Origin of the sequence: Mesorhizobium sp. M1399 (assembly GCF_040317735.1) — a bacterium.
Lineage (GTDB): Bacteria > Pseudomonadota > Alphaproteobacteria > Rhizobiales > Rhizobiaceae > Mesorhizobium.
Genome location: NZ_JAMYKZ010000026.1, coordinates 1 through 18666, shown reverse-complemented (window position 1 = coordinate 18666; position 18666 = coordinate 1). Strand labels below are relative to the sequence as shown.

The 18666-nt window shown below is 59.3% G+C and carries 19 protein-coding genes and 1 pseudogene; 8 read left to right on the top strand and 12 right to left on the bottom strand.

Features of this window, described 5'->3' with window-relative positions; all coding sequences use genetic code 11:
* Nucleotides 1-205: 205 nt before the first annotated feature.
* Nucleotides 206-1129 carry a glycoside hydrolase family protein gene (locus NKH05_RS29700; protein WP_352467857.1) on the bottom strand — a complete coding sequence of 308 codons (924 nt, stop codon included), beginning with the start codon at nucleotides 1127-1129 and terminating at the stop codon, nucleotides 206-208.
* Between the two features lie 399 nt (nucleotides 1130-1528).
* Here NKH05_RS29700 and NKH05_RS29695 point away from each other — a divergent pair, with 399 nt between their 5' ends.
* Both NKH05_RS29695 and glf read left to right on the top strand, forming a co-directional pair.
* Nucleotides 1529-2701 (top strand): glycosyltransferase family protein, encoded by a 1173-nt coding sequence (locus NKH05_RS29695; RefSeq protein ID WP_352467856.1) that lies wholly within the window; start codon nucleotides 1529-1531, stop codon nucleotides 2699-2701.
* A gap of 2 nt (nucleotides 2702-2703) precedes the next feature.
* Nucleotides 2704-3846, top strand: a complete 1143-nt coding sequence (gene glf / locus NKH05_RS29690) for a UDP-galactopyranose mutase (protein ID WP_352492345.1) — start codon at nucleotides 2704-2706, stop codon at nucleotides 3844-3846.
* Nucleotides 3847-3985: 139 nt separating this feature from the next.
* Here the strand turns inward: glf and NKH05_RS29685 are convergent, their stop codons facing one another.
* Both NKH05_RS29685 and NKH05_RS29680 read right to left on the bottom strand, forming a co-directional pair.
* Nucleotides 3986-5152 (bottom strand): glycoside hydrolase family 1 protein, encoded by a 1167-nt coding sequence (locus NKH05_RS29685; RefSeq protein ID WP_352690969.1) that lies wholly within the window; start codon nucleotides 5150-5152, stop codon nucleotides 3986-3988.
* A gap of 206 nt (nucleotides 5153-5358) precedes the next feature.
* Nucleotides 5359-5883, bottom strand: a complete 525-nt coding sequence (locus NKH05_RS29680; protein ID WP_023677856.1) for a YciE/YciF ferroxidase family protein — start codon at nucleotides 5881-5883, stop codon at nucleotides 5359-5361.
* 187 nt (nucleotides 5884-6070) lie between these two features.
* Here NKH05_RS29680 and NKH05_RS29675 point away from each other — a divergent pair, with 187 nt between their 5' ends.
* The 3 genes from NKH05_RS29675 (at nucleotide 6071) to NKH05_RS29665 (ending at nucleotide 7282) form a co-directional block, all read left to right on the top strand.
* The gene (locus NKH05_RS29675) at nucleotides 6071-6313 is read left to right on the top strand and encodes a hypothetical protein (protein ID WP_352473700.1); all 243 of its coding nucleotides are present in this window, start codon (nucleotides 6071-6073) and stop codon (nucleotides 6311-6313) included.
* A 298-nt stretch (nucleotides 6314-6611) separates the two neighbouring features.
* Nucleotides 6612-7010 carry a DUF2231 domain-containing protein gene (locus tag NKH05_RS29670; RefSeq protein WP_353026729.1) on the top strand — a complete coding sequence of 133 codons (399 nt, stop codon included), beginning with the start codon at nucleotides 6612-6614 and terminating at the stop codon, nucleotides 7008-7010.
* 8 nt (nucleotides 7011-7018) lie between these two features.
* On the top strand, nucleotides 7019-7282 hold the full coding sequence (locus tag NKH05_RS29665) for an SDR family NAD(P)-dependent oxidoreductase (protein WP_352690966.1): 264 nt from the start codon (nucleotides 7019-7021) through the stop codon (nucleotides 7280-7282).
* Nucleotides 7283-9057: 1775 nt separating this feature from the next.
* Here the strand turns inward: NKH05_RS29665 and NKH05_RS29660 are convergent.
* The 3 genes from NKH05_RS29660 to NKH05_RS29650 form a co-directional block, all read right to left on the bottom strand.
* Nucleotides 9058-9420 carry a hypothetical protein gene (locus NKH05_RS29660; protein WP_353026728.1) on the bottom strand — a complete coding sequence of 121 codons (363 nt, stop codon included), beginning with the start codon at nucleotides 9418-9420 and terminating at the stop codon, nucleotides 9058-9060.
* Between the two features lie 1018 nt (nucleotides 9421-10438).
* Entirely contained in the window at nucleotides 10439-10792 is a 354-nt protein-coding gene (locus tag NKH05_RS29655; RefSeq protein WP_023680319.1) for a hypothetical protein, read from the bottom strand.
* Between the two features lie 320 nt (nucleotides 10793-11112).
* Nucleotides 11113-11304 (bottom strand): hypothetical protein, encoded by a 192-nt coding sequence (locus NKH05_RS29650; RefSeq protein ID WP_023680339.1) that lies wholly within the window; start codon nucleotides 11302-11304, stop codon nucleotides 11113-11115.
* A 145-nt stretch (nucleotides 11305-11449) separates the two neighbouring features.
* On the opposite strand from NKH05_RS29650, the gene NKH05_RS29645 reads away from it, so the two are divergent.
* Nucleotides 11450-11959 (top strand): ferritin-like domain-containing protein, encoded by a 510-nt coding sequence (locus NKH05_RS29645; protein ID WP_352467891.1) that lies wholly within the window; start codon nucleotides 11450-11452, stop codon nucleotides 11957-11959.
* 700 nt (nucleotides 11960-12659) lie between these two features.
* Here the strand turns inward: NKH05_RS29645 and NKH05_RS29640 are convergent.
* The 6 genes and pseudogenes from NKH05_RS29640 to NKH05_RS29615 form a co-directional block, all read right to left on the bottom strand.
* On the bottom strand, nucleotides 12660-13424 hold the full coding sequence (locus NKH05_RS29640; RefSeq protein WP_352706226.1) for a hypothetical protein: 765 nt from the start codon (nucleotides 13422-13424) through the stop codon (nucleotides 12660-12662).
* Complete coding sequence (locus NKH05_RS29635; protein WP_352706224.1) at nucleotides 13421-14305, bottom strand: hypothetical protein; 885 nt, start codon at nucleotides 14303-14305, stop codon at nucleotides 13421-13423. Before NKH05_RS29635 ends, NKH05_RS29640 begins: the two co-directional genes overlap by 4 nt.
* On the bottom strand, nucleotides 14302-14697 hold the full coding sequence (locus NKH05_RS29630; protein WP_352457931.1) for a phage holin family protein: 396 nt from the start codon (nucleotides 14695-14697) through the stop codon (nucleotides 14302-14304). The genes NKH05_RS29635 and NKH05_RS29630 overlap by 4 nt, the downstream gene beginning before the upstream one ends.
* Before the next feature lie 4 nt (nucleotides 14698-14701).
* Nucleotides 14702-15049 carry a hypothetical protein gene (locus NKH05_RS29625; protein ID WP_156948222.1) on the bottom strand — a complete coding sequence of 116 codons (348 nt, stop codon included), beginning with the start codon at nucleotides 15047-15049 and terminating at the stop codon, nucleotides 14702-14704.
* A gap of 237 nt (nucleotides 15050-15286) precedes the next feature.
* A pseudogene (locus tag NKH05_RS33225) lies at nucleotides 15287-15832 on the bottom strand (transposase); the annotation flags it as partial.
* Between the two features lie 48 nt (nucleotides 15833-15880).
* Entirely contained in the window at nucleotides 15881-16930 is a 1050-nt protein-coding gene (locus NKH05_RS29615) for a YihY/virulence factor BrkB family protein (RefSeq protein ID WP_353026726.1), read from the bottom strand.
* A gap of 237 nt (nucleotides 16931-17167) precedes the next feature.
* On the opposite strand from NKH05_RS29615, the gene NKH05_RS29610 reads away from it, so the two are divergent.
* A complete protein-coding gene (locus NKH05_RS29610) occupies nucleotides 17168-18025 on the top strand; it encodes an alpha/beta fold hydrolase (RefSeq protein WP_353026724.1) in 858 nt (285 codons plus the stop codon).
* Between the two features lie 210 nt (nucleotides 18026-18235).
* A partial coding sequence (gene tnpA, locus NKH05_RS29605) for an IS66-like element accessory protein TnpA (protein ID WP_353026723.1) occupies nucleotides 18236-18666 on the top strand: 431 nt, incomplete at its 3' end.

The window sequence follows — 18666 nt, the reverse complement described above, 5'->3', positions numbered from 1 at the left end:
TACAGTTCATTGCTAGGCTAGGCTTGCAGCTGGCACCGCCGTCCATGAGGCGACCGGCTTGCCTGACGTGTATAGATCCCTCGTCGCAAGCTTTGCCCACTGGCTGCGAATCCCCTGCTACCCTCAATCACCAGTACAAAGGGATCCGTCCCACCAACCAACAGCCAGAGCATCCTCCGTTCCGGCAAATGCCGGAACTTACCATCTAGGCAACTCTCGAAAGTATGTGCCGATCCAAGTCGCACTTGGCCAAGCCGTATCGCCAGCGGTGGTTCGTCGTCTCGCGTCTGCTCTGGTAGAACAAAGTCAATTGCCGGCCTTCGATCATTACGGTCGAATGGCCATTCTCGCCGGGCTCACCAGGGTCGAGAACGGGGCCAACGGAAACGTAGGGACCCTTGACGTCATCGGCGATGGCGAAGAAGACGCGCTGCCGGCTGCCGCGCGGACCTTCGGGGAGGAAGCAGGTGGCGTTGAGAAGCACACGACCGTCCGGCAGCTCGACGAGCTGCGCGCCTTCGATCCCCCATTCGTAATCGGGGTGCTCGCGCGCATTGTGATGTGGCACGTCGAGATGATCGAGTATCTTGCCGAGACGTTTCCATGGCCCGAACCAGGAATCGGATTGGCTGCGCGCCAGATAGACATCAGGCTGGGGCACCCTGGTGAATTTGGGCATGCCTGAATAGACGATATAGCGCTTGCCTCCGACGATTGCGGGGTGGGGATCGTAGATGCCGTCCTCATCGGTATCGGGCAGCGACAATATCGCCGGATTGAGCACCACCCAATGAAAGCCGTCATTGGACACCGCGTGCTCGCAACGTCCGCCGGACTTCATGAATTCGGTCTGGATAAACATGTGGAAGACGCCGCACTCATGAATGACGCCGGGCGCCGCAATGCCAGATCCGGTTACCGGCAAAACGATCGCCTCGTGCTCTGTCCAGGGCCCATAAAGATCCGGCGCTGTGGCGTGGAGGATTTTCCAGCTCTCTGTTGTGACGGTGCCGCTGGAGCCGAAGACGTGCCAGAGCGTGCCGTCGAACACCGGACAAGGGTCCTTCAGATCATCCACAACCTGCGGGTGAAACAATGGAAAGACGTTGGTTTCAAAGTCGATCTTCATTCGCCAGCCATCCCTCGATTCGTCTCGGTCTCCATTCAAATGAACCACCGGCGCGGCTCAGATGAATCGATTCCAAGCGTATTTATAGCTCCGCTGATGAACGGTTGTTGAACGATTGAAGGATTTGAACCGCTCTGTGGCAAAGGGCCACATTTGGGGAGCCCGACCTGACGCGAGGGGCTTCATCATGTGGATCGAATGGGGGCGGCCGGCTCGCTCCTTCTCTGTCGAGCCGTCGCAAGTGGAGCGGACGGCTGGTCTCGCCCGAGACAGTTTGGAGCTATGGAACAACTTATCGGGATGGAAGTTATATAGAAGGCTGCGAACTTCATGTCAAAGCTGCCTCGATTGACTTTTGTTAGTCGAGGCATTTTGTAACTATATCGAAGGATAATCTACATGGAAATGGCGGCGGGCCGGGCCAAAACACCAAAAAACCCTGTACAACCGTCTATTTTAATTTGCTTTTCACACCTCCGATGGAACTTCGTATATCAGAGACCACAACACATTCTGACCCTGGCGTCAAAACAGCAACAGCTAATTTACTTCGAAGAGCCGATCTTCGATGAGAGGCGCCACCCTTCGATGCGGGTGCACAATATTACCCCCAAGATCAGAATAGTGACGCCGCTGATCCCAGTTGGTACTTCCGCGACCAGGGCGGACGCAATCCAGCGCAGGTTCGTCGATCAGATCCTCGCCTCCACGCCGCATGACCGATTGACGACCTGGTATTACACGCCCATGGCGCTACGCTTCAGCGATCATCTCGCCTGTGACGTCTGCGTCTACGACTGCATGGATGAACTCTCCGCGTTCAAAGACGCTCCCGCAGAGTTGACGCAGTTGGAAAAGGCGCTGTTGCAACGTGCCGATGTCGTCTTCACGGGCGGGCAGAGCCTCTACGAGGCCAAGCGCAGCTTGCATCGGGCGATCTTTCCCTTCCCGAGCAGCATCGACGTTACCCATTTCCATCAGGCTAGGGCGCCAGGTGAAGACCCGTTCGATCAGGCCGACATACCTCACCCGAGGGTGGGGTACTTCGGGGTCATCGACGAACGGCTCGACCTTGAACTTATCGCGCATGCGGCTGCGGCAATGCCAGACGTGCATTTTGTCATGCTCGGCCCTGTCGTCAAGATCGATCGGGCGAGCCTTCCCACGGCAGGCAACCTGCATTGGCTGGGCGGCAAGTCCTATGCAGACCTGCCGAACTATCTCAGGCATTGGAGTGCCGGCTGGATGCCGTTCGCGCTCAACGAAGCGACCCGCTACATCAGCCCGACCAAGACTCCCGAGTTTCTTGCGGCAGGACTGCCGGTGTTGTCCACGGCGATCGTCGACGTTGTGCGTACCTACGGCGTCGAAGGCCTTGTCGAGATTGTCGAGGCGGAGGACATCGAGGCCAAGCTTCGCTCGATCCTGGCCCACCCCCGCGATTTCCTGGTGAAGAAGGCCGACGCCTACCTCGCCGACATGTCCTGGGAGAAGACCTGGAGCGCGATGGCTGCCCACATCGAGCGCGCCCATGCGATGAAGAGCGTCGTCCCATTCCTGAGGAGGGCGTGAGCGTGTTCGACTGGTTGATCGTAGGGGCCGGTTTCGCCGGCAGTGTGCTGGCCGAGCGTATCGCATCGCAACGGCAGGAAAGCGTCCTGATCATAGACCGACGAAATCACGTCGGCGGCAATGCCTATGACTGCTACGACGAGGCGGGAATACTAATTCACCGTTACGGGCCTCACATCTTTCACACCAACGCCCAATCGATCGTCGACTATCTGTCGCAATTCACGCAATGGCGGCCTTACGAACATCGTGTGCTGTCGCTTGTCGATGGAAAGCTGCTGCCGATACCGATTAATCTCGACACCATAAACCGCCTCTACGGCCTTGAATTGACGTCCGAGCAGCTGCAGGACTTCTTCGCTTTCCGACGCGAAACGGTCAAAGAAGTCCGCACCGCCGAGGACGTCGTGGTGAGCACAGTAGGCAGAGAGCTCTACGAGAAATTCTTCCGCGGCTACACGAGGAAGCAGTGGGGTGTCGACCCTTCCCAGTTGAGCAAGTCAGTGACGGCGCGAGTCCCGACCCGGACCGATCGCGACGATCGGTATTTTGGCGACAGCTTCCAGAACATGCCGGCAGGCGGGTATACGCGCATGTTTCAGCGCATGCTGGATAGTCCCAAGATCAAGATCATGCTGCAGACCGACTACCGCGAAATTCGCGACAAGATCCCCTTCCAGCAGATGATCTATACCGGTCCGATCGACGAGTATTTCGACTGGAAGCTTGGTCGCTTGCCCTACCGTTCGCTGCGCTTTGAGCACACGACGCTTGATTGCGAGCAGTTTCAACCGGTCGCCGTCGTCAACTATCCGCAGACGGAAAAATACACACGGATCACCGAGTACAAGCATCTGACCGGTCAGCAGAGTCCGAAGACCAGCCTCACCTACGAATACCCCACCGACGTCGGAGATCCTTATTACCCGGTGCCGCGGGCCGAAAACGAGGCTTTGTACAAACGATACGAAGCTTTGGCCGCGGCGTGCCCGGAGGTCTGGTTCGTCGGACGTCTTGCAACATATCGCTATTACAATATGGATCAGGTGGTCGGCCAGGCATTGGCTACGTTCGGGCGCATTCAGACACGCCTGCCAGCAAACGGGATGCTCGTCACGCCGACGCAGCGCGAGGCGGCCGAGTGAATGATGCGCCGGCCTGACCGGCGTCGGGCGACCCACGGCCAAAGAGACCAACGATGTTTCTCGGCTTCTCGGCGAACAGCTCTAGATATGCTGTGCTGTTGATGCAGCTGAAAAGCGCGCACTGTTCGTATCAGCGAGGCTATAGCGCGCTTGCTTGTTGTTCCTCAAACGCCAAGAACGATTGGCGCTGGCGCTCCAACTCGTCCGCAAGTGGCTTGCGAACAGTGCGCGAGCCGTCCGCATGAATGGTGGAGAACAAGCCGACTTCGGCGTGGCGCGAATTGTCCCAACCTGGGTAGGCCGTCACCGGGTACAGGCATATACCCTGAACAGGTGCACCGAGGCTCGTCGCATCGCGCACTTCGTCGCAAACGTAGTGAAGCCAGGCTGGCCGGCCTGAACCTTCGGCGCCGGTCTCGGCGATGAACATCGGCTTCTTGTATCGTTCGGCGACCTCGACCAGCATTTCCGAAAGTGCACGGTATTCGTGGTGCCCCATCGGTATCGTTGGGCCATTCAAGTACCATTGGTTGTGCGGATAGAAGTTGAGGCCGATGACGTCCACAACGTCCTCGCTGCCGCCCAACTCCGGTTCCACGCGCCCGATCAGCATGTCATACGCCTCGAATTGGCCCTGGCGAGCATTTTCGGCGCGCCGCCGCTCGGGGTGAGTACGGTCACGAGGAGCAATATGGATCAGCGGTTCAGCCCAGATGAACCTGCAGCCGGGTTCGGCCTCCCGCATGGCCCTCACGCCGGCGACCGCTGCCCTGACAAGGTGTCGTTTGAACCATCCACGCTTGTTCGGCCCGACGCGGGGGAAATAGCCGACCTCCACAGCCCATGCAAAAAACGAAATCTCGTTGATCGGGCACACCAGGGGAGCCACCCCGGTAGCGGAGCGATGAACCCGAACAGCTTCCGCGGCGAAACGGACGTAGGCCTTGATAAACCCCGGGCCACCTTGGTCGATATGGTCTGGCGAGCCATAGTGGAAGATATCCCAGATAATCTGCACCCCGGCCGCCTGGGCTGCTTCGATCGCCGACGTCCAACTCGACCAGTCGAAGACTCCGGGCGCTGTTTCAATCAGGTGCCAGCGCAAGCCGTCGCGGATCGTGCGAAGCCCAAGCTCGGCACAACGGCGATAGTCGGCATGTGCATGGATGTCATGTGAGGTCGCGCGGATCAGATCAAGACGGGCCCCGTCGGCGCGCCTGTGGGAGGAACACTCGAAACCAGCCATGAAAAAGCTGTCGAACCCGGAAGAGCCTGCCGTGGGCCGACGAGCGGTATCCTCGTTCATACCAACATCCTGTCGCCCAAGGCATGGGCAAGTAATCGCATTCGCAGTCCCCCATTGTCAGTTCCGGTGGCCTAGTCGAAACCGGTCGGCCACCACCACGTCGACGGCTCGGCGGCTGCGGTGTACACGTGTGCCTGGATTGGCGAATACAACCAAGCTCCAATCCCGTCTGCCGGGGGCCGCGGTCGCGTCGATTCGATCCGAAGTTATGCGGCCTGTTGCATCGCCCGTTCGTTGACGCCTGTTTCGCCTAGTCGGGTGAGCGCCTCATCGGTTGCTTTTTCTTCCTTGAGCGTCTGTTCGAGTAGCGGGACGGCGTCTTTCAAGCCAAGTAACCCGGCCCATGTGACAAGAGTCCCGTAGCGCGCTATTTCATAATGTTCGACGGACTGGGCTGCAGCCACGAGACCCGCGTCCAATGCCGGAGCCTCCTCGAATTCCTCCAAAATCTCCTGTCCTTCTTCGATGATGCCGTCGATCGCCGGGCACGTTTTCCCTTGGGCTCTCTTGCCAAAGGCGTCGAAAACTTGCTGCAGACGCTCGATCTGCCCTTCCGTCTCGTCACGATGTTTTTCGAACGCCGCCTTCAACTCTTCGGACTCCGCGCCCTTTGCCATTTTCCGGAGCGCCGTCAGAATCTTGCGTTCGGCGTAGTAGATGTCTTTCAGACCATCATAGAAAAGGTCTTCCAAGCCCTTGGAGCTGCCCTGAGAGCTTTTTTTCGTCGCCATTGTCATCTCCTCTTTCATTTCTATCGACGCATGCATGGCTCTAACTGGACCAGTCTCTTGTTGTTCCTTCGGCGACGGCACACCGGCAGCCAACAGCGAGCGACGGTCGGGTTGACCGCTGATTTCAGTCCGCCGCGCCAGCAGCGGCTTGAGCATCTCGGCTGCGCTCCATTGCGGAAGTTCCGGAATGAGGATCGTCTGCCTGAAGGGTTTCCGCTGTCATCGAGTCCTTGCGGCCGCATTTTTCGCAACGGACCTTTGCCCGCACCTGATCAAGGTTCCCGATCTCTTCTCGGAGTTCGAGAGGGTTGGAGAAGCGCTTAAGGCGTTGGCGTCCCGGATCATTGCAAATTACATGGCCGGACTAGTGGACGAGGAAGAACTACTGTCGGCTTCCCGGCAGGCGCTTGGACGGCAAGTGCAGACCTGAGCGAATCCCCTGGCTAGAATTGGTCCGGAACCGTACAATAGCAAATCGTCAGCAATACAACATGGCCGCTGACGCTTGGGAGCGACTGTCGCACTCTTGGCCCAATACGAGGCATTGGTGTAATGGCGGAAGAACAAGGGCGGCTCGGCCCGAAATCTGAAATCGTCAGCGAGCTCGCGCGAGAGTCAGGCGTATCCAAACACCACATACGCGAGATAATGTCGCTGGTCGGCTTCGATCGCGGCTCAATCCTGAGGGAAGCTCGTCTCCTCAAAAAGAACAAGTAGGGCCGGCGGTTTTGCACGGCGTCGGCGGCATCTGGTCCACCGGCAATGCATTCTGGGCCGAAGCATCCTTCTGGCTGCTCGGCTTTGCCCTGTTGATGAGCGCTGCCGCGGCGCTGGCCGGCTTTGCCGATTTTCTTGGAAATTCAAGGGTGCGGTCCATCAATGCCGCGTGGCACCATATGGTCGGCAATGTCGTGGCCATGGTGCTGGCGCTGGCCAGCTTCATGCTGCGCCTAAGCGCCGGTACCGCCGAGGGCGCCTTGCCCTGGGGCCTGGCGCTATCAACGATTGTCGTTCTGCTGCTCGTCTACACCGGCTGGAAAGGCGGAACGCTTGTCTACGAACACAGGGTAGGCGTCCATCCCGAAGAGGGTGAGGATCTCAACTCCCGCCCGGAATTATCCCGATAGGTTGACGAATGGCCGAACTGCGGGGAGCCGTCGTCGTGGTCGCCGGCGCCTCGAGCGGCATCGGCAGAGCGACTGCTCTGGGTTTGGCGCGCAAAGGCGCACGGCTAGTGCTGGTCTCAAGAAACGTGGACGCACTCGACAAGGTCGCCAAGGAGTGCGCCGGCTTGGGCGGTGAGGCGCTGACCTTTGCCACCGATATGGCGGACGATGCGGCCCGTGGAGAATGCGCAGCTTTGCCGTGTCGCGTTTCGGCAGGATCGACGTGTGGGTGAATTGCGCCGCAGTCCTGCTTTTCGGCCGCTTCGAGGAAATCCCGCCGCATGTGTGATCAGGACGTTTCTGGTGGATGGCGCCGGTACTGAACAAAGCTTGTGACCAGTCGGATGCGGTGAGTGGAAGAGCCCGCCGGCTTCCCCAGCCCCCTTGGGGTGCAACCTGTAGTGAATGGACTGAAGACAATCTTGCCGTCCTGAATGACGGAACTGTCGGCGCCCTCAATGGCGTCGGACCTGGACGAAGTTGCCGACCAGATCAGCAGTGCATAGGGGCCGCGGACCTGTTTTGCGATGTAGTTGAACTCACCTTGAGGCAGCTGCTCGCGCAGGCGTTTGGACGACAGGCGGACGGCATCATGGCCTCTAAATTCGAATTCGCGGTCAAGAGGACCACGTCCACAGCATAGTTGCGCCTAAGATCCTCCTCGATGTCGCCAGCGGCGCGAAGCCTCAGATGGTCTTCGAAAACCCCCTCTGCGGCCGAGCACGTCACGTCTCCTTTGCAGTACCGGAAAGGCCGTGGACAGCCGTCTCGTCCTTCGCGATGCTGAACGGATGCGACCGCGGTTTGTTCCTGAGGCCAACATGCGCTGGAGCCGGATTGCCTTGCACCCCCGATCACAAACGAATGAGAACATTCAATCGGGGTCCTCATGGCTTCCGCCATCGACATTCTGGCATGCTGACCAGCGACGAGGTCGGCAATTGTCCAGGACTAGAGCGGCCGGCCAGGTGCGCTTGCAGCGGTGCCGGGGGGACCTCACGCTCCAAGGCCGTCCTGGCCTTCGCCAGCGACAACCACAAGGCCTGCAAAAAAGCTTCATCTGCTTGCGGTGTTAATCCGACCTCCTTGCAATGTTCAACGATCCTGTCCTGAATCGACACTGCGGTTTCATACCCTTGGACAACCCTTGCCAGAACGTCCTGACAGGTGCCAATCGCCACCTCCCGAATGTGGTCAGCGACGGGAGAGAGGGCAGCACGGGTGACATCATGAGCAACGGGGCGTCCCGATCAGTCGGATGTATTCCGCCTCGGGCTGCCCATAAGAACGATCCGCCAACGCGCGTCTATAGCAATAGCTTCAGCCTTCAATTGAACAAGCAATCGTGCGGGGACCGGTCCTCACCCATGACCAGGGCTGATCCGGTCATACCGTCAAAGCCAATAATGCCAACCTCGGCCTCGACCTCAGCCCGAAGCTTCGCCACCATTGACCCGAGACCGCTCTCGAAGAAATCGAGGTGTCAATCGGGACCGAGGCCTGCTCCAGGTGCGTCGTCAGTCCCAAGTGACGGCCTTCGAGGTGAGGCTGCAGCAATGTCAGATCCGGCGCGCTCAGGCGCCGCAACAGTTCGTTCTTGAACGAGGTTTCCATCTGCGCTGTCTCCCGATCGGGGCGGAAGCGCGATGGTCGCTCACAGCTGACGACGCCCTAACAATTGTCGACAGTCAGAGGAAAGTATACCTAAAAGGGCCGGGAGTCTCAAAAAGCTACTATGCTGACCAGAGAAGCTCGTCAGTTTGGCGATCATCAAGATGCTGCTAACAAGCAGTGTCCACCTCTACTGGTCGAAGGTTGCCTTCGCAATCTGGTGTGCGTCTTTTGTCGAAGCATACGGCCCCAAACTGATCATCCTCTGGGGAAGCCAAGCGGTATCGACGCTGCCTGAAAACTTACGCGCAAGCGCTCCACACTTTCGGGGCGGCGCTTTGTCGATCGCCCAGAGTAGTCAAGCACCCCTTCTTTATCCCATAGTATTCGTCTTCGCCTATTGCTCCTGAACGGCAGAGGTTTGCGGACGATTTCGTGCTGCTTCGGCAATTTCCGGGATGTATTTCGTCGCGGTGCAGCTTCGGTTCACATTGGCGCGTGCGTCGAATACCTCTTTCTCGCAGACCCGCTTGGCGAGCTCGATAGGCACATGAACTGCCAGAGGCACTTCCACCTCGGAGATTCCAAGCTCCCGTGCGATCTGCTGTTTCACTTCGTGCCTGCCAGGCGAAACGTCGACGCCGACATCCTCGGCATCTTCGGTTGTCGATGATGCGCCTTGCCCCGGAAGATCTTGCTGCTCGGTCTGAGCAAATGACTGCACGGCAAAGAGTTGCAACGCGAACACGGCGAGCGGCAAAATTCGTTGGAATACTCATGCCTGGCTCCTGCAGGTGCCTTTAACAACGGCAAAGTGTTTGAAGCGTTCCAGAGGCGGGGATGCGCGCGCTTAGCGGCAGTCGAGGCGGGTTTTTTCTGTTGGCGTGGAATACGATATGGCGACCATGGTTGGGTGCCGACAGCCGACTGTGCTGGCACATCGGAGTGTAGGAAGTTGCCTACCGAGAAAGAAAGACAAGCCAGGAGACGAGCGCGCCTCGGATGCTGCACGAGGATTGACCGACATTGAGCCTGCGGCACGAGACGCAAAGACCGCGGCTTCGGGAGCAGCGCCTGAAGGCCGCACTTGCTGTGACGTCGGCCCGCGGCATCTAAACCGACGAGGACACCAAAACCGCGAAAGCCTAGCAGTCACTTGCACCACACGGGAGCTTGCATTCAACCCCACGGTGCTCAAGATCCAAGTAGGCTCTGCAGCTCTCTAGGCTCAGAACGTCGTGCACCCAAGTTAGATCCTGCTGCAGCAGTCAGGACTACCCCAGAACGAATATGGCCAGCAGGGCAACAAGGAGAACAAGGGCGATCGCGGCGCCCCAGATGAGGACCTTTCCGGTGCCGCGTTGCTCTTCCTCGCGAGAAACGTCTTTCGCCATTCCATGCATCCTTTGCGAAGGTCCAAACTGAGCAACGTGCCGTGCCAGGCTGTTCCCAACGCTCTCGGAGCCAACTTGGTGTCAGTCCAACTGCCGGTTGCCGTAGGGCTTCTTCGCTCTAGCGCTATCGGCAATACAGCGCGGCTCTCCTCTGAGCGCGACCGCAGCTCCCTTCAGGCAAGATGCGCGAGCAGACGGATATCTATCTGACCGAAAGCAAAAGAAACCACGCGTGCCCCACTGAAAGCACAAGGAAGCGCAAAGGTTCCTGAACTGATGCTCGGCTGGCGGGAACTTGCTCGCCAGCCGAGTTGAGTTCAGGCGGTGGTCGGGGGAGATCAGCCAGCCACACGCTGGTGATTCCAACCTGAGCCGATGTGCCAATCAGCAACCTTCGTCGGTCTTTTTGACCTGGCCTGGCGCGGCGGTGTTGGCTGCCGTGTCCTGCTGACCTGGCGCAGCCTGCTGAGCGCTGCCAGTCTGCTGGCCGGGCGCGCAGTCTCTGGCCGAGTTCGGATTTGTGGTGCCGCTGGTGGTGGTCGTGTCGGTGCCTTGATCGCCGGACATGTTGGTCCCGCTGCTCGTCGTGCCGGTGCCCTGATCCGTCGTGCTGGGCATGGTCGTCGTGGTCGAGGTTCCGCTCGTCGAGGTTCCGCTCGAAGTTCCGCTGGTCGTCTGGGCAAAGGAAAGCCCGGCCGACACCGCCAGCACGGCCGAAGCCAAAAGGATGCGTTTCATCTTCTTTCTCCTGTCTGAATGCGCGGGATGCGCCTGGCAAATTGAACAGGCAGACAGAAGGAGTGTTCCACGATGACGTTCAACTTTTGTAACTCTGGTCGTAGGTCAGCCTTAGGATGGCCGGCGTATATTAGAACCTCATGACGGCGGCTCGAGTCGAAAAGCAATCAACGAGCGGAGAGGCCGTCGCGTTCCTTGTGACTGCGGTGGCGCGGTGAGGCACAAGGCTCAATGCGGAGCGCCAGCGGCCGCGATCAGCGCCTCGTCGAGAATCCACTTCAGCTTCGCCGAGCGCTGGTAGCTTCATCTGCTTGCCGTTCTTACTTGCCGGGAACGACATGCAGCGGTCGCAGTATGCCATGCGGGACCTTCAATATGTCGCCGTATGTCGCCGCGTCGGATGGCCAGGAAGCGGCCAGTGCCAGTTGGACTTTGTGATGGAGCGGCGCAGCGGCGAGCGTCCACGGGCCGTTTTCCTTGCGCCGATCTTCCGCGATCTTGGCCTTTTCCACGCATCGCTGCAGGATTTTCGCGAGGTGAATTGAGACCCGCCACGACACTGATCCTCGGCGACTGTCAAGAGCCGTTCGGCGGGCTCTACTCCGGAACAATGTCCTCTTCTGAAAGTTTTTCCTTACATCGCAAAGGAGATTCGAGATGTCAGAAAGCCGCGAATGGTTTGTCCAATGGCTTAGAGATGCCCATGCCATGGAAGAGCAGGCCGAAACGATGTTGAACGGGCAGTTGGGTCGCATCGAGAACTATCCCGAGCTGAGCGACCGGATCCGACAGCACCTCGACGAGACGAAGCAGCAGGCTGCCCGGCTGAAGACTTGTCTCGATCAGATGGACGAGGGTTCATCCACGATGAAGGACGCTGGCGGTAAGCTGACGGCGATGGCGCAATCGCTGAGCGGCGTCTTCGCTGGAGACGAGGTGATGAAAGGATCGCTCGCGAGCTACACGTTCGAGCACATGGAAATCGCCTCCTACACGATCCTGATTGCCGCCGCTCGATCGCTCGGCGAAACCGAGGTTCTTCGGGCTTGCGAAGAGAATCTGCAAGAGGAAGTCGCGATGGCGGATTGGCTGAAATCCCGTCTTCCCTCCACGACCGAGCAGTTCCTTGTGCGGGCCGAAGCGGACAGTGACAGCGCCAAGCGGTGAGCGGGTGGGGACGCAGTCATCGTGAACTGGGTGATGGGGATTCGTCCGCCAGCGCGTCCCCTTCGTGAAGGCTGGACGACGAACACGCCTGACTGTAGCAGGCGGTTGTCGAGTTGCGCATTTCCAGAAATTGCTACGACGAGCGATGCTAATATTGCGGCGTCGTCACTTAGAGAGTTGAAGCGTTCGTCTGCGCAAGCCTGGTCGAATACGCATTGGCACTAGCCAAGATCGGAAGGGCTAGCGCAGCGCTCGGCGAGATCAAGCTTGAGGGGGCGTGTTAAAACGTTCGAAACGAGGTCGCGATAGCGGAATGCCCGAGAACACTCGTCCCTGATCACTGAGCAGTGCGTGCGCGGGCACCGGCAGCGCCAAGCCGGATCGAAGAAAGTTCGTCCTGACAGCGGACAGAGCGCGCCGTTGCGCTCACGTTATGGGGTCGGCAGCACTTGCACGGTTCGGGGTGAATTCCGCTTCAGCCGGTCGCTGGCGGTTTCGCTGAAGGCCGTGACCGACCGGCCGACGATCATCATGCACCGCTTTGTCCGATCTTCTCCGCCGTGCGCAGCGTCATCGCGCCGTCCGTGGTTCCAGAATATGCAATCCGATGGCTGAACTCGTCGGGACTCGATAAATGTGAGCGCGGCATCATACTTTGCCTTCAGGACGACTGTTTCTCTGCAATGACCTCTGTCTACGCTCATCCAGTTCGGTCGGTGTCCATCTGCTCATTCAGACGTCGTTGATAGGCAAAGCCGACAGCCGCGGCGACTGCCAAACCCGCCGCCGCCAGAAGGAGTTTGTCCTCGGTATGCTCATTGCCCGATGCGTCTTGAACAGCTAACGAAGCTTCATCGAAGGGTGCGGATGCTTTTGCGACAGTCTCGCCCTGGTGCGGCCCAACGCCGCTATGGCGGATACCCGCAGCCAGACGTTCTGTCTTCTCTTTAACAGTTTCCTTGGCGACGCCGGTCAACTCGGCAGCTTCGCGTTTTATTTTGCCAGCCGTTTCAAGAGCGAAATCACTGACGCTTTCCGCCAAATCGCTAGATTGCTCCTTCAGGCGCTCCTTGGCGTACGATAGGTGATCAACCTGCTGCTCGCTGGGTGGCCGGGCTGAATTGGTCCGCAACAAGCTGATCAATCCCGCTCCGACGAGTGCGGTTGCGATCGGCGGATGGCGGAGGAAACGCCACCCCAAACCGGCCCCAATCGCCAAAGCAGCGCTCGGATTGGCAGCCGCCTTGGCCTTGAGATCGTCAATAATCGCCTGCGCCACCGATTGCATTGAGGCTCTTGCTTTCTCCACCAGCGCATCCTTTGCCTCAAGCGCTTCGTGTTTCAAATCATCGGTAAATTCGGAGAGCGTGTTTGGCGACCGAAGTGTCGACAAGTCCTCGGCGAGCTTAGCCCGGGCAGCCTCAACTTCGTATTCAAGATGCTCAAGTTGCGGATCGGCCATCATAAATCTCTCTTGCCACCGGGGCGGGCAGGTTTGCTCGACCGAGCGTTGCCCGACCGCTGCGATTTGGCCGTTATTCCTTCCGAAGGGGTGGCGCTGCCCGGTTGCAGCTTGGCGGCCGGAGTGGATGAACCGCTCGATCCACTTGGGCTTGGCGAAGGCGGCTGCACGGGTTCACTTGATTGCTCTTCTGACAAGGCGCTTCCAAAGGCGCCCGCAACGTCCCTTGCGACCTCCTTCAGGCCGTCCGAATTCAGCCCATGTTCCTCGGCGGCGCTTTTGAGCCGTTCGCCCGCCTTTGCTGTCGAGGACTTCAAGCGTTCCCCAGCTTTTTCAGCAGCATCCGTCAATCGCTCTCCTGCTGGGCCGAGCGTGCGCCTCTCGACATCGCTGGCCGGCAAAGCAGCAGCTATAGCGGCACCAGCTGCGAAGCCGGCCAGAACAAAAGCCAATGGCTGTTCTTCCACCATGCGGCCAATCGTGTCTTGCAACGTTGATTGGGCTTGCTGCACCACGCGCCCTGACTTCTCGGATACGGAGCGACCGGCCTGTTCTGCGTATGACGCGGCGGATGATGCGTACTGACTTGCGGTTTCACTCACCTTCTCCCCAATGCCGGCTAAATTGTCGCGCATGGCCTCTGCTGTCTCGCTAGCCTCTTCCTGCGCTTTGGACGCCCCGCCGCTGGCGGTGCGTACGTGCGGAGCATTTTGGCGCCCGTCGGTTGCACGGGATTGCTCGCGATGCCCGGCACTTGAACTGCGGCTGCGCATTAGCAGCGCGCACCCTGCTGCGACGAGCAGAAGGCCTTCGGGATTGTTCCTAGCGGAGCTGAGAAGCCATTCTTTCGTTCCAAAATCCTGGACCTGTGAATTGCGGCTCATGTTAATTGCTCCTTGGTTGTCGCAATATCCTGCTTTATTTGGCTTATGGAGTGTGTCGGCAGAAGTTCTTTTTGCGCATCAGCGCGGCCCCGATAGTAGGCGAAAGCAGCGGCGAGGGCCGTTGCGGCCGCGACGATCAGACACGACCAGTGCAGGGCCATCCCTAAGCTGGCTATTCCAAGTACGAGGGCTTGCACTAGAAGCAGAGCGGCGACCACTCCCAGCACGCCAGCAGCAGACATCCACACACCTGCTTGGAGCTTCGTTGAGACGTTGGCGGACAGCTCCGCATGCGCCAGGCGCAACTCTTTTTGAAAGAGGTCCGCGACGTCCGCCAACACTGCCGACAGTGCTTGAGGGAGAGGCGAATTCTTCAGTTGTTCCTGTGCCATCAGATCAGTTCGCTCCCTGCCGCCTTCCCTTGATGGACTCTGGTGCGGGAGGCGCGCTCTTCAGTGTGCGGAACGTCAAAAAGCCCGCTACGGCGGCCAGCCCAAACACCAAACCCGGCTTGCGCCTCGCCAAATCGGACGCTGCAAGAACCAGCTGATCGACGGACCTGTCTCGCAGGTCGTCTGCGTATCCATCAAGCCTATTCGCGAAGGTGCGCACGACCCCAGCGACTATCGGTGCGTTTGCGTCGAGGTCCTCGGCCGCACGCTTGGTCGAACTCGCCAGTTGGCCCATCACCTCGGCGCCGCTGCCGACCTGACGGTCCAACATCTCCTTCACCTGATTGGTCACGGTGGACGCGCCACCAACGGCCGCCCGTTTGGCGGTTTCCGCTGCCCCTTGCGCTATGTCGGACGCTTTGGATAACGTGCCGCTTACGGTCGCTCCTATGTCTTCCGAGGTACCGTCACCAGCTCTTACCGCAGTCGGGGGACGCCGTTCAGAATTCCGGTTGTTCATGGTTTCCTCCATTCGAGGAGCAAACGGAGGTAAGGCCCGTTGGTTCCCAATGAGTGACTATCTGGGGTGTCAAGTTGCGTTTGCGAACTCGTGGCGCGCATCGCGTGCTTTTGCATTGGGAATGATGGGTAGCTTGCGGGCGGGCGCAATGCGAATAGTCATCTTTTCCTTTCCTGTCTGAAGGCGCGGGGGGATCATATCTGGCGACGGTGAGCACGATGAGGAAGAGGATGGAGCGCGGACCTTTACGGCCGCCGCGCACCGGTCTTCGACCGCTGCGTCTGCCGCTGTCATTGGCGATCGGCGCCAAGCCCACGAGTTTGGCGATGGCCTTATTGGAAAGGTGTCAATCTCGGACAACTCGGCCATCAGGAGTACGCGGGGCCCTTGACCGAACCGAAGGCCTGATCGAGACAGGCCCACAGCGGATCGTCGTCGAGTAGCGAGGCGATCTCGCCCTTCAAGTCGGCGGCTCTGACGCTTGAGCAGAACAATGAACCTCGTCGAGGCTGGCGAGGTTTCGGCATCGGCGACGATGCTTTTGCGTTGCTTCTGGATGGTGAGATCGCCAGTCACCTGGGCAAGCCGGGCGACCAGCGCCTTGAGCCGTTGCTCACGCTCGGCTGCAGCCGCTTGACGATGGCGTGCAAATTGATCTGCGCGCTACGCGTTGCGCTCGTCCAAACGCGACTGCTGGTCGGCGGCATCGGCCGGTCCGCCCAGTGTGTCGGCGACCGTGGCACCTCGCGCACCCATCGGCTGCTGCGCACCTGTGGTGGTGTCCATCGCTGTCTGATGCTCCATCTCGGAATTCAGCTCCGCACCTACAACCAGGATAATCACAGAAATCCAAGTCCACATCATCAAGCCGATGACTGCCCCAAGAGCTCCATAGGTGGCGTTGTAGTTGGCGAAGTTTTCAAGATAGTAGGAGAAGCCTATCGAGACTGCGATCCAGACCACAGCGGCGAGGAAGGCGCCCCATGTCGCCCATTGCCACTTTGCCCTTTCCCGGCTGGGTCCGTAGCGGTAAATCAGCGTGATCCCGACGCCCACCATGATCAGCATCATCGGCCACCGAAAGATCCGCACAAGGGCTTCGGTCCAGCCGCCGAGGTTCAGCAGCACAAGCATGGCCGGCACAATCCCCACCGAGATGATAAAGCCGATACCAATGAGGATGGCGCCAAGTGTGAAGCCCAAGGCCAGGACATTCAGGTGGATGAAGCCGCGCTTTTCACTCTCCTCGTAGGCGATGTTCATGGCTTCGAATAGCGTCTTTATGCCGTTACTGGCGCTCCACAGTGCGACGGCAAGGCCGAAGATGAAGCCGAAGCTGAGCGCGCCAGCCTTCTGAGCGGCCAAGGACGCAAGCTGAGATCTGATAATATCCAGACCTCCCGAAGGCAGTACGCCGCCAAGGAACGCAATGTGCTCAGCGATGGTCTGAGGATCGGCGACGAAACCATAGATGGACACGAACGCGGCAAGCGCTGGAAAGAGGGCAAGAAGCAGATAGAATGCAGCCCCCGCCGCGATCAGCATAACACGGTCCTCGGTTACCTCAGCAAAGACCCGCCACAGCACGTCCTTCCAGCCGCGGCTGGGAATCTCTGACGGCCATTCGGCATTGCGTCCGCGGCTCTCCCGTTCGGCCCGCCGCTCAAGTTGCACTTGACCTTCGTAAGCGTCCTCGGTTGTTTTCTTCGACATGGCCGCCGGTCCGGAGCATCTTCTTCGCGGGGCAAACGTATAATAGCGCCAAAGGATGCAGGTGCAGACCTGCGCTTACAAATAAACATCCGCCGCCTGCAGCAACACCTGCGCCATCCCCACTTGGCCCTTCGGCTCCCATGCCCATCGGCTGAGCGTGCATGTTGTCGGGACGACGCAGCCTGATCTAAATCCTCATTGCGCTGGATCACTTTAACGACACCCACGTTACCAGCCATGATCTCACTCGCGCCTGAACATCAGTTCGTCAACGCCGGAAGTATTCGGCTTCATGCAGTTCAGGCCGGGCCTGCCGAGGGTAAGCCGGTCATGCTCCTGCACGGCTTCCCGGACTTCTGGATCGGCTGGAGACGGCAGATCGGTACGCTCGCTTCCGCCGGATATCGGGTCATCGTTCCCGACCAGAGGGGCTACAACACAAGTGACAAGCCAGAGGGCATCCGCGAGTACACCCTCCCCAAGCTCCTCGGCGATGTCGTCGCCCTGGCCGACGCGCTCGGCATCGGAAGGTTTCACCTCGCCGGCCATGACTGGGGCGGCATGGTCGCTTGGGCCGCCGGGGCAAAGTTGCCTCATCGCCTGGACAAGCTCGTCATCCTGAATGCGCCCCATCCCGAGGTGCTGTTTACCCATGTCCTGCGATCTCCGACGCAGTTTCTGCGGAGCAGCTACGCGGTTTTCTTCCAGAGCCCCTTGCTGCCCGAAGCCGTCTTGGGTGCGCGCCGCTCGGCCTTGCTCGCACGAGCACTCAGGACATCCAGCCGGGAAGGCGCCTTCGAAGAAGAGGAGATTGCAGAATATCGGCAGGCTTGGGAGCGGCCGGGGGCGCTGACCAGCATGCTCAACTGGTATCGCGCCTTGCGCTTTCGCCCGAGCCTGAAGGAGCGGATCACGACGCCCACTCTTGTTATGTGGGGGATGCAGGACCAGGCTCTGGAATCCGGGCTGGCCAAGCGCAGTCTCGCCCTTTGCGACGATGGCCGCCTGCAGACTTTCGAGGAGGGGACGCATTGGGTTCAACGCGAAGAGAGCAACGCGGTGAATGCGGCGCTTCTGGCGTTCCTGGAGGGCTGAGGAACTCAAAAATGGATAGAAACTGGGGGCAGCGTCAGATGGAGCCGGAGGAGGCCTGCAGGGCATTCCTGGCTGCTGCAAAAGAGGAGGGGACATTACAACTAGCTAAGTTGGATTGCGGTATAAGGGTAAGCGCGAATTTCCCCGCACCTTTTGCTGTTGAGTGCTCTGATGCATGAGGTGTCCACCAAAATAGGTGGACACCTTGTGATGGAAGAAGATGAGCAGAAACTGCGGGTGAGGCTTGTCGGTCGGGACGGGCGACGCCGATACGACCCGGCATCGAAGGACCGTCTTGTCTCGGCCTGTCTTGAGCCTGGCGTGTCGGTATCGAGGCTTGCGCTCGAACATGGGGTCAATGCGAACCTTCTTCGGAAGTGGATAAAGAAGCGGGCGGAGACCCAGTCCCTCCCACAGCCCCCACCATCGGCGTTCATCCCGGTTCAGATTGAAAGCACTTCCGATCGGGCCTTGCTGCGACAGAGCAGCATGGCTGCGGTGGATTTGCCGGGGACTTGCGATGGGGCACGTAGATCGGCATCGAAAAGGACAGCGCCTTTTTCCTCTCCAGCCAAGGTGAGCGCGTCGCTGCCGAACGGCGTGACGTTGACGCTGGAATGCGGTGATGTGGATGCGTTGAC

Bases quoted from the DNA above. Each gene is read 5' to 3' on its own strand.
- NKH05_RS29640 (WP_352706226.1), bottom strand. From the start codon at position 13,424: ATGATGGCCGATCCGCAACTTGAGCATCTTGAATACGAAGTTGAGGCT.
- NKH05_RS29655 (WP_023680319.1), bottom strand. From the start codon at position 10,792: ATGAAACGCATCCTTTTGGCTTCGGCCGTGCTGGCGGTGTCGGCCGGG.
- NKH05_RS29675 (WP_352473700.1), top strand. From the start codon at position 6,071: ATGAGGATCGTCTGCCTGAAGGGTTTCCGCTGTCATCGAGTCCTTGCG.
- NKH05_RS29665 (WP_352690966.1), top strand. From the start codon at position 7,019: ATGGCCGAACTGCGGGGAGCCGTCGTCGTGGTCGCCGGCGCCTCGAGC.
- NKH05_RS29645 (WP_352467891.1), top strand. From the start codon at position 11,450: ATGTCAGAAAGCCGCGAATGGTTTGTCCAATGGCTTAGAGATGCCCAT.
- NKH05_RS29615 (WP_353026726.1), bottom strand. From the start codon at position 16,930: ATGTCGAAGAAAACAACCGAGGACGCTTACGAAGGTCAAGTGCAACTT.
- NKH05_RS29700 (WP_352467857.1), bottom strand. From the start codon at position 1,129: ATGAAGATCGACTTTGAAACCAACGTCTTTCCATTGTTTCACCCGCAG.
- NKH05_RS29695 (WP_352467856.1), top strand. From the start codon at position 1,529: ATGGAAATGGCGGCGGGCCGGGCCAAAACACCAAAAAACCCTGTACAA.
- NKH05_RS29680 (WP_023677856.1), bottom strand. From the start codon at position 5,883: ATGGCGACGAAAAAAAGCTCTCAGGGCAGCTCCAAGGGCTTGGAAGAC.
- NKH05_RS29630 (WP_352457931.1), bottom strand. From the start codon at position 14,697: ATGGCACAGGAACAACTGAAGAATTCGCCTCTCCCTCAAGCACTGTCG.
- NKH05_RS29685 (WP_352690969.1), bottom strand. From the start codon at position 5,152: ATGAACGAGGATACCGCTCGTCGGCCCACGGCAGGCTCTTCCGGGTTC.
- NKH05_RS29635 (WP_352706224.1), bottom strand. From the start codon at position 14,305: ATGAGCCGCAATTCACAGGTCCAGGATTTTGGAACGAAAGAATGGCTT.
- NKH05_RS29610 (WP_353026724.1), top strand. From the start codon at position 17,168: ATGATCTCACTCGCGCCTGAACATCAGTTCGTCAACGCCGGAAGTATT.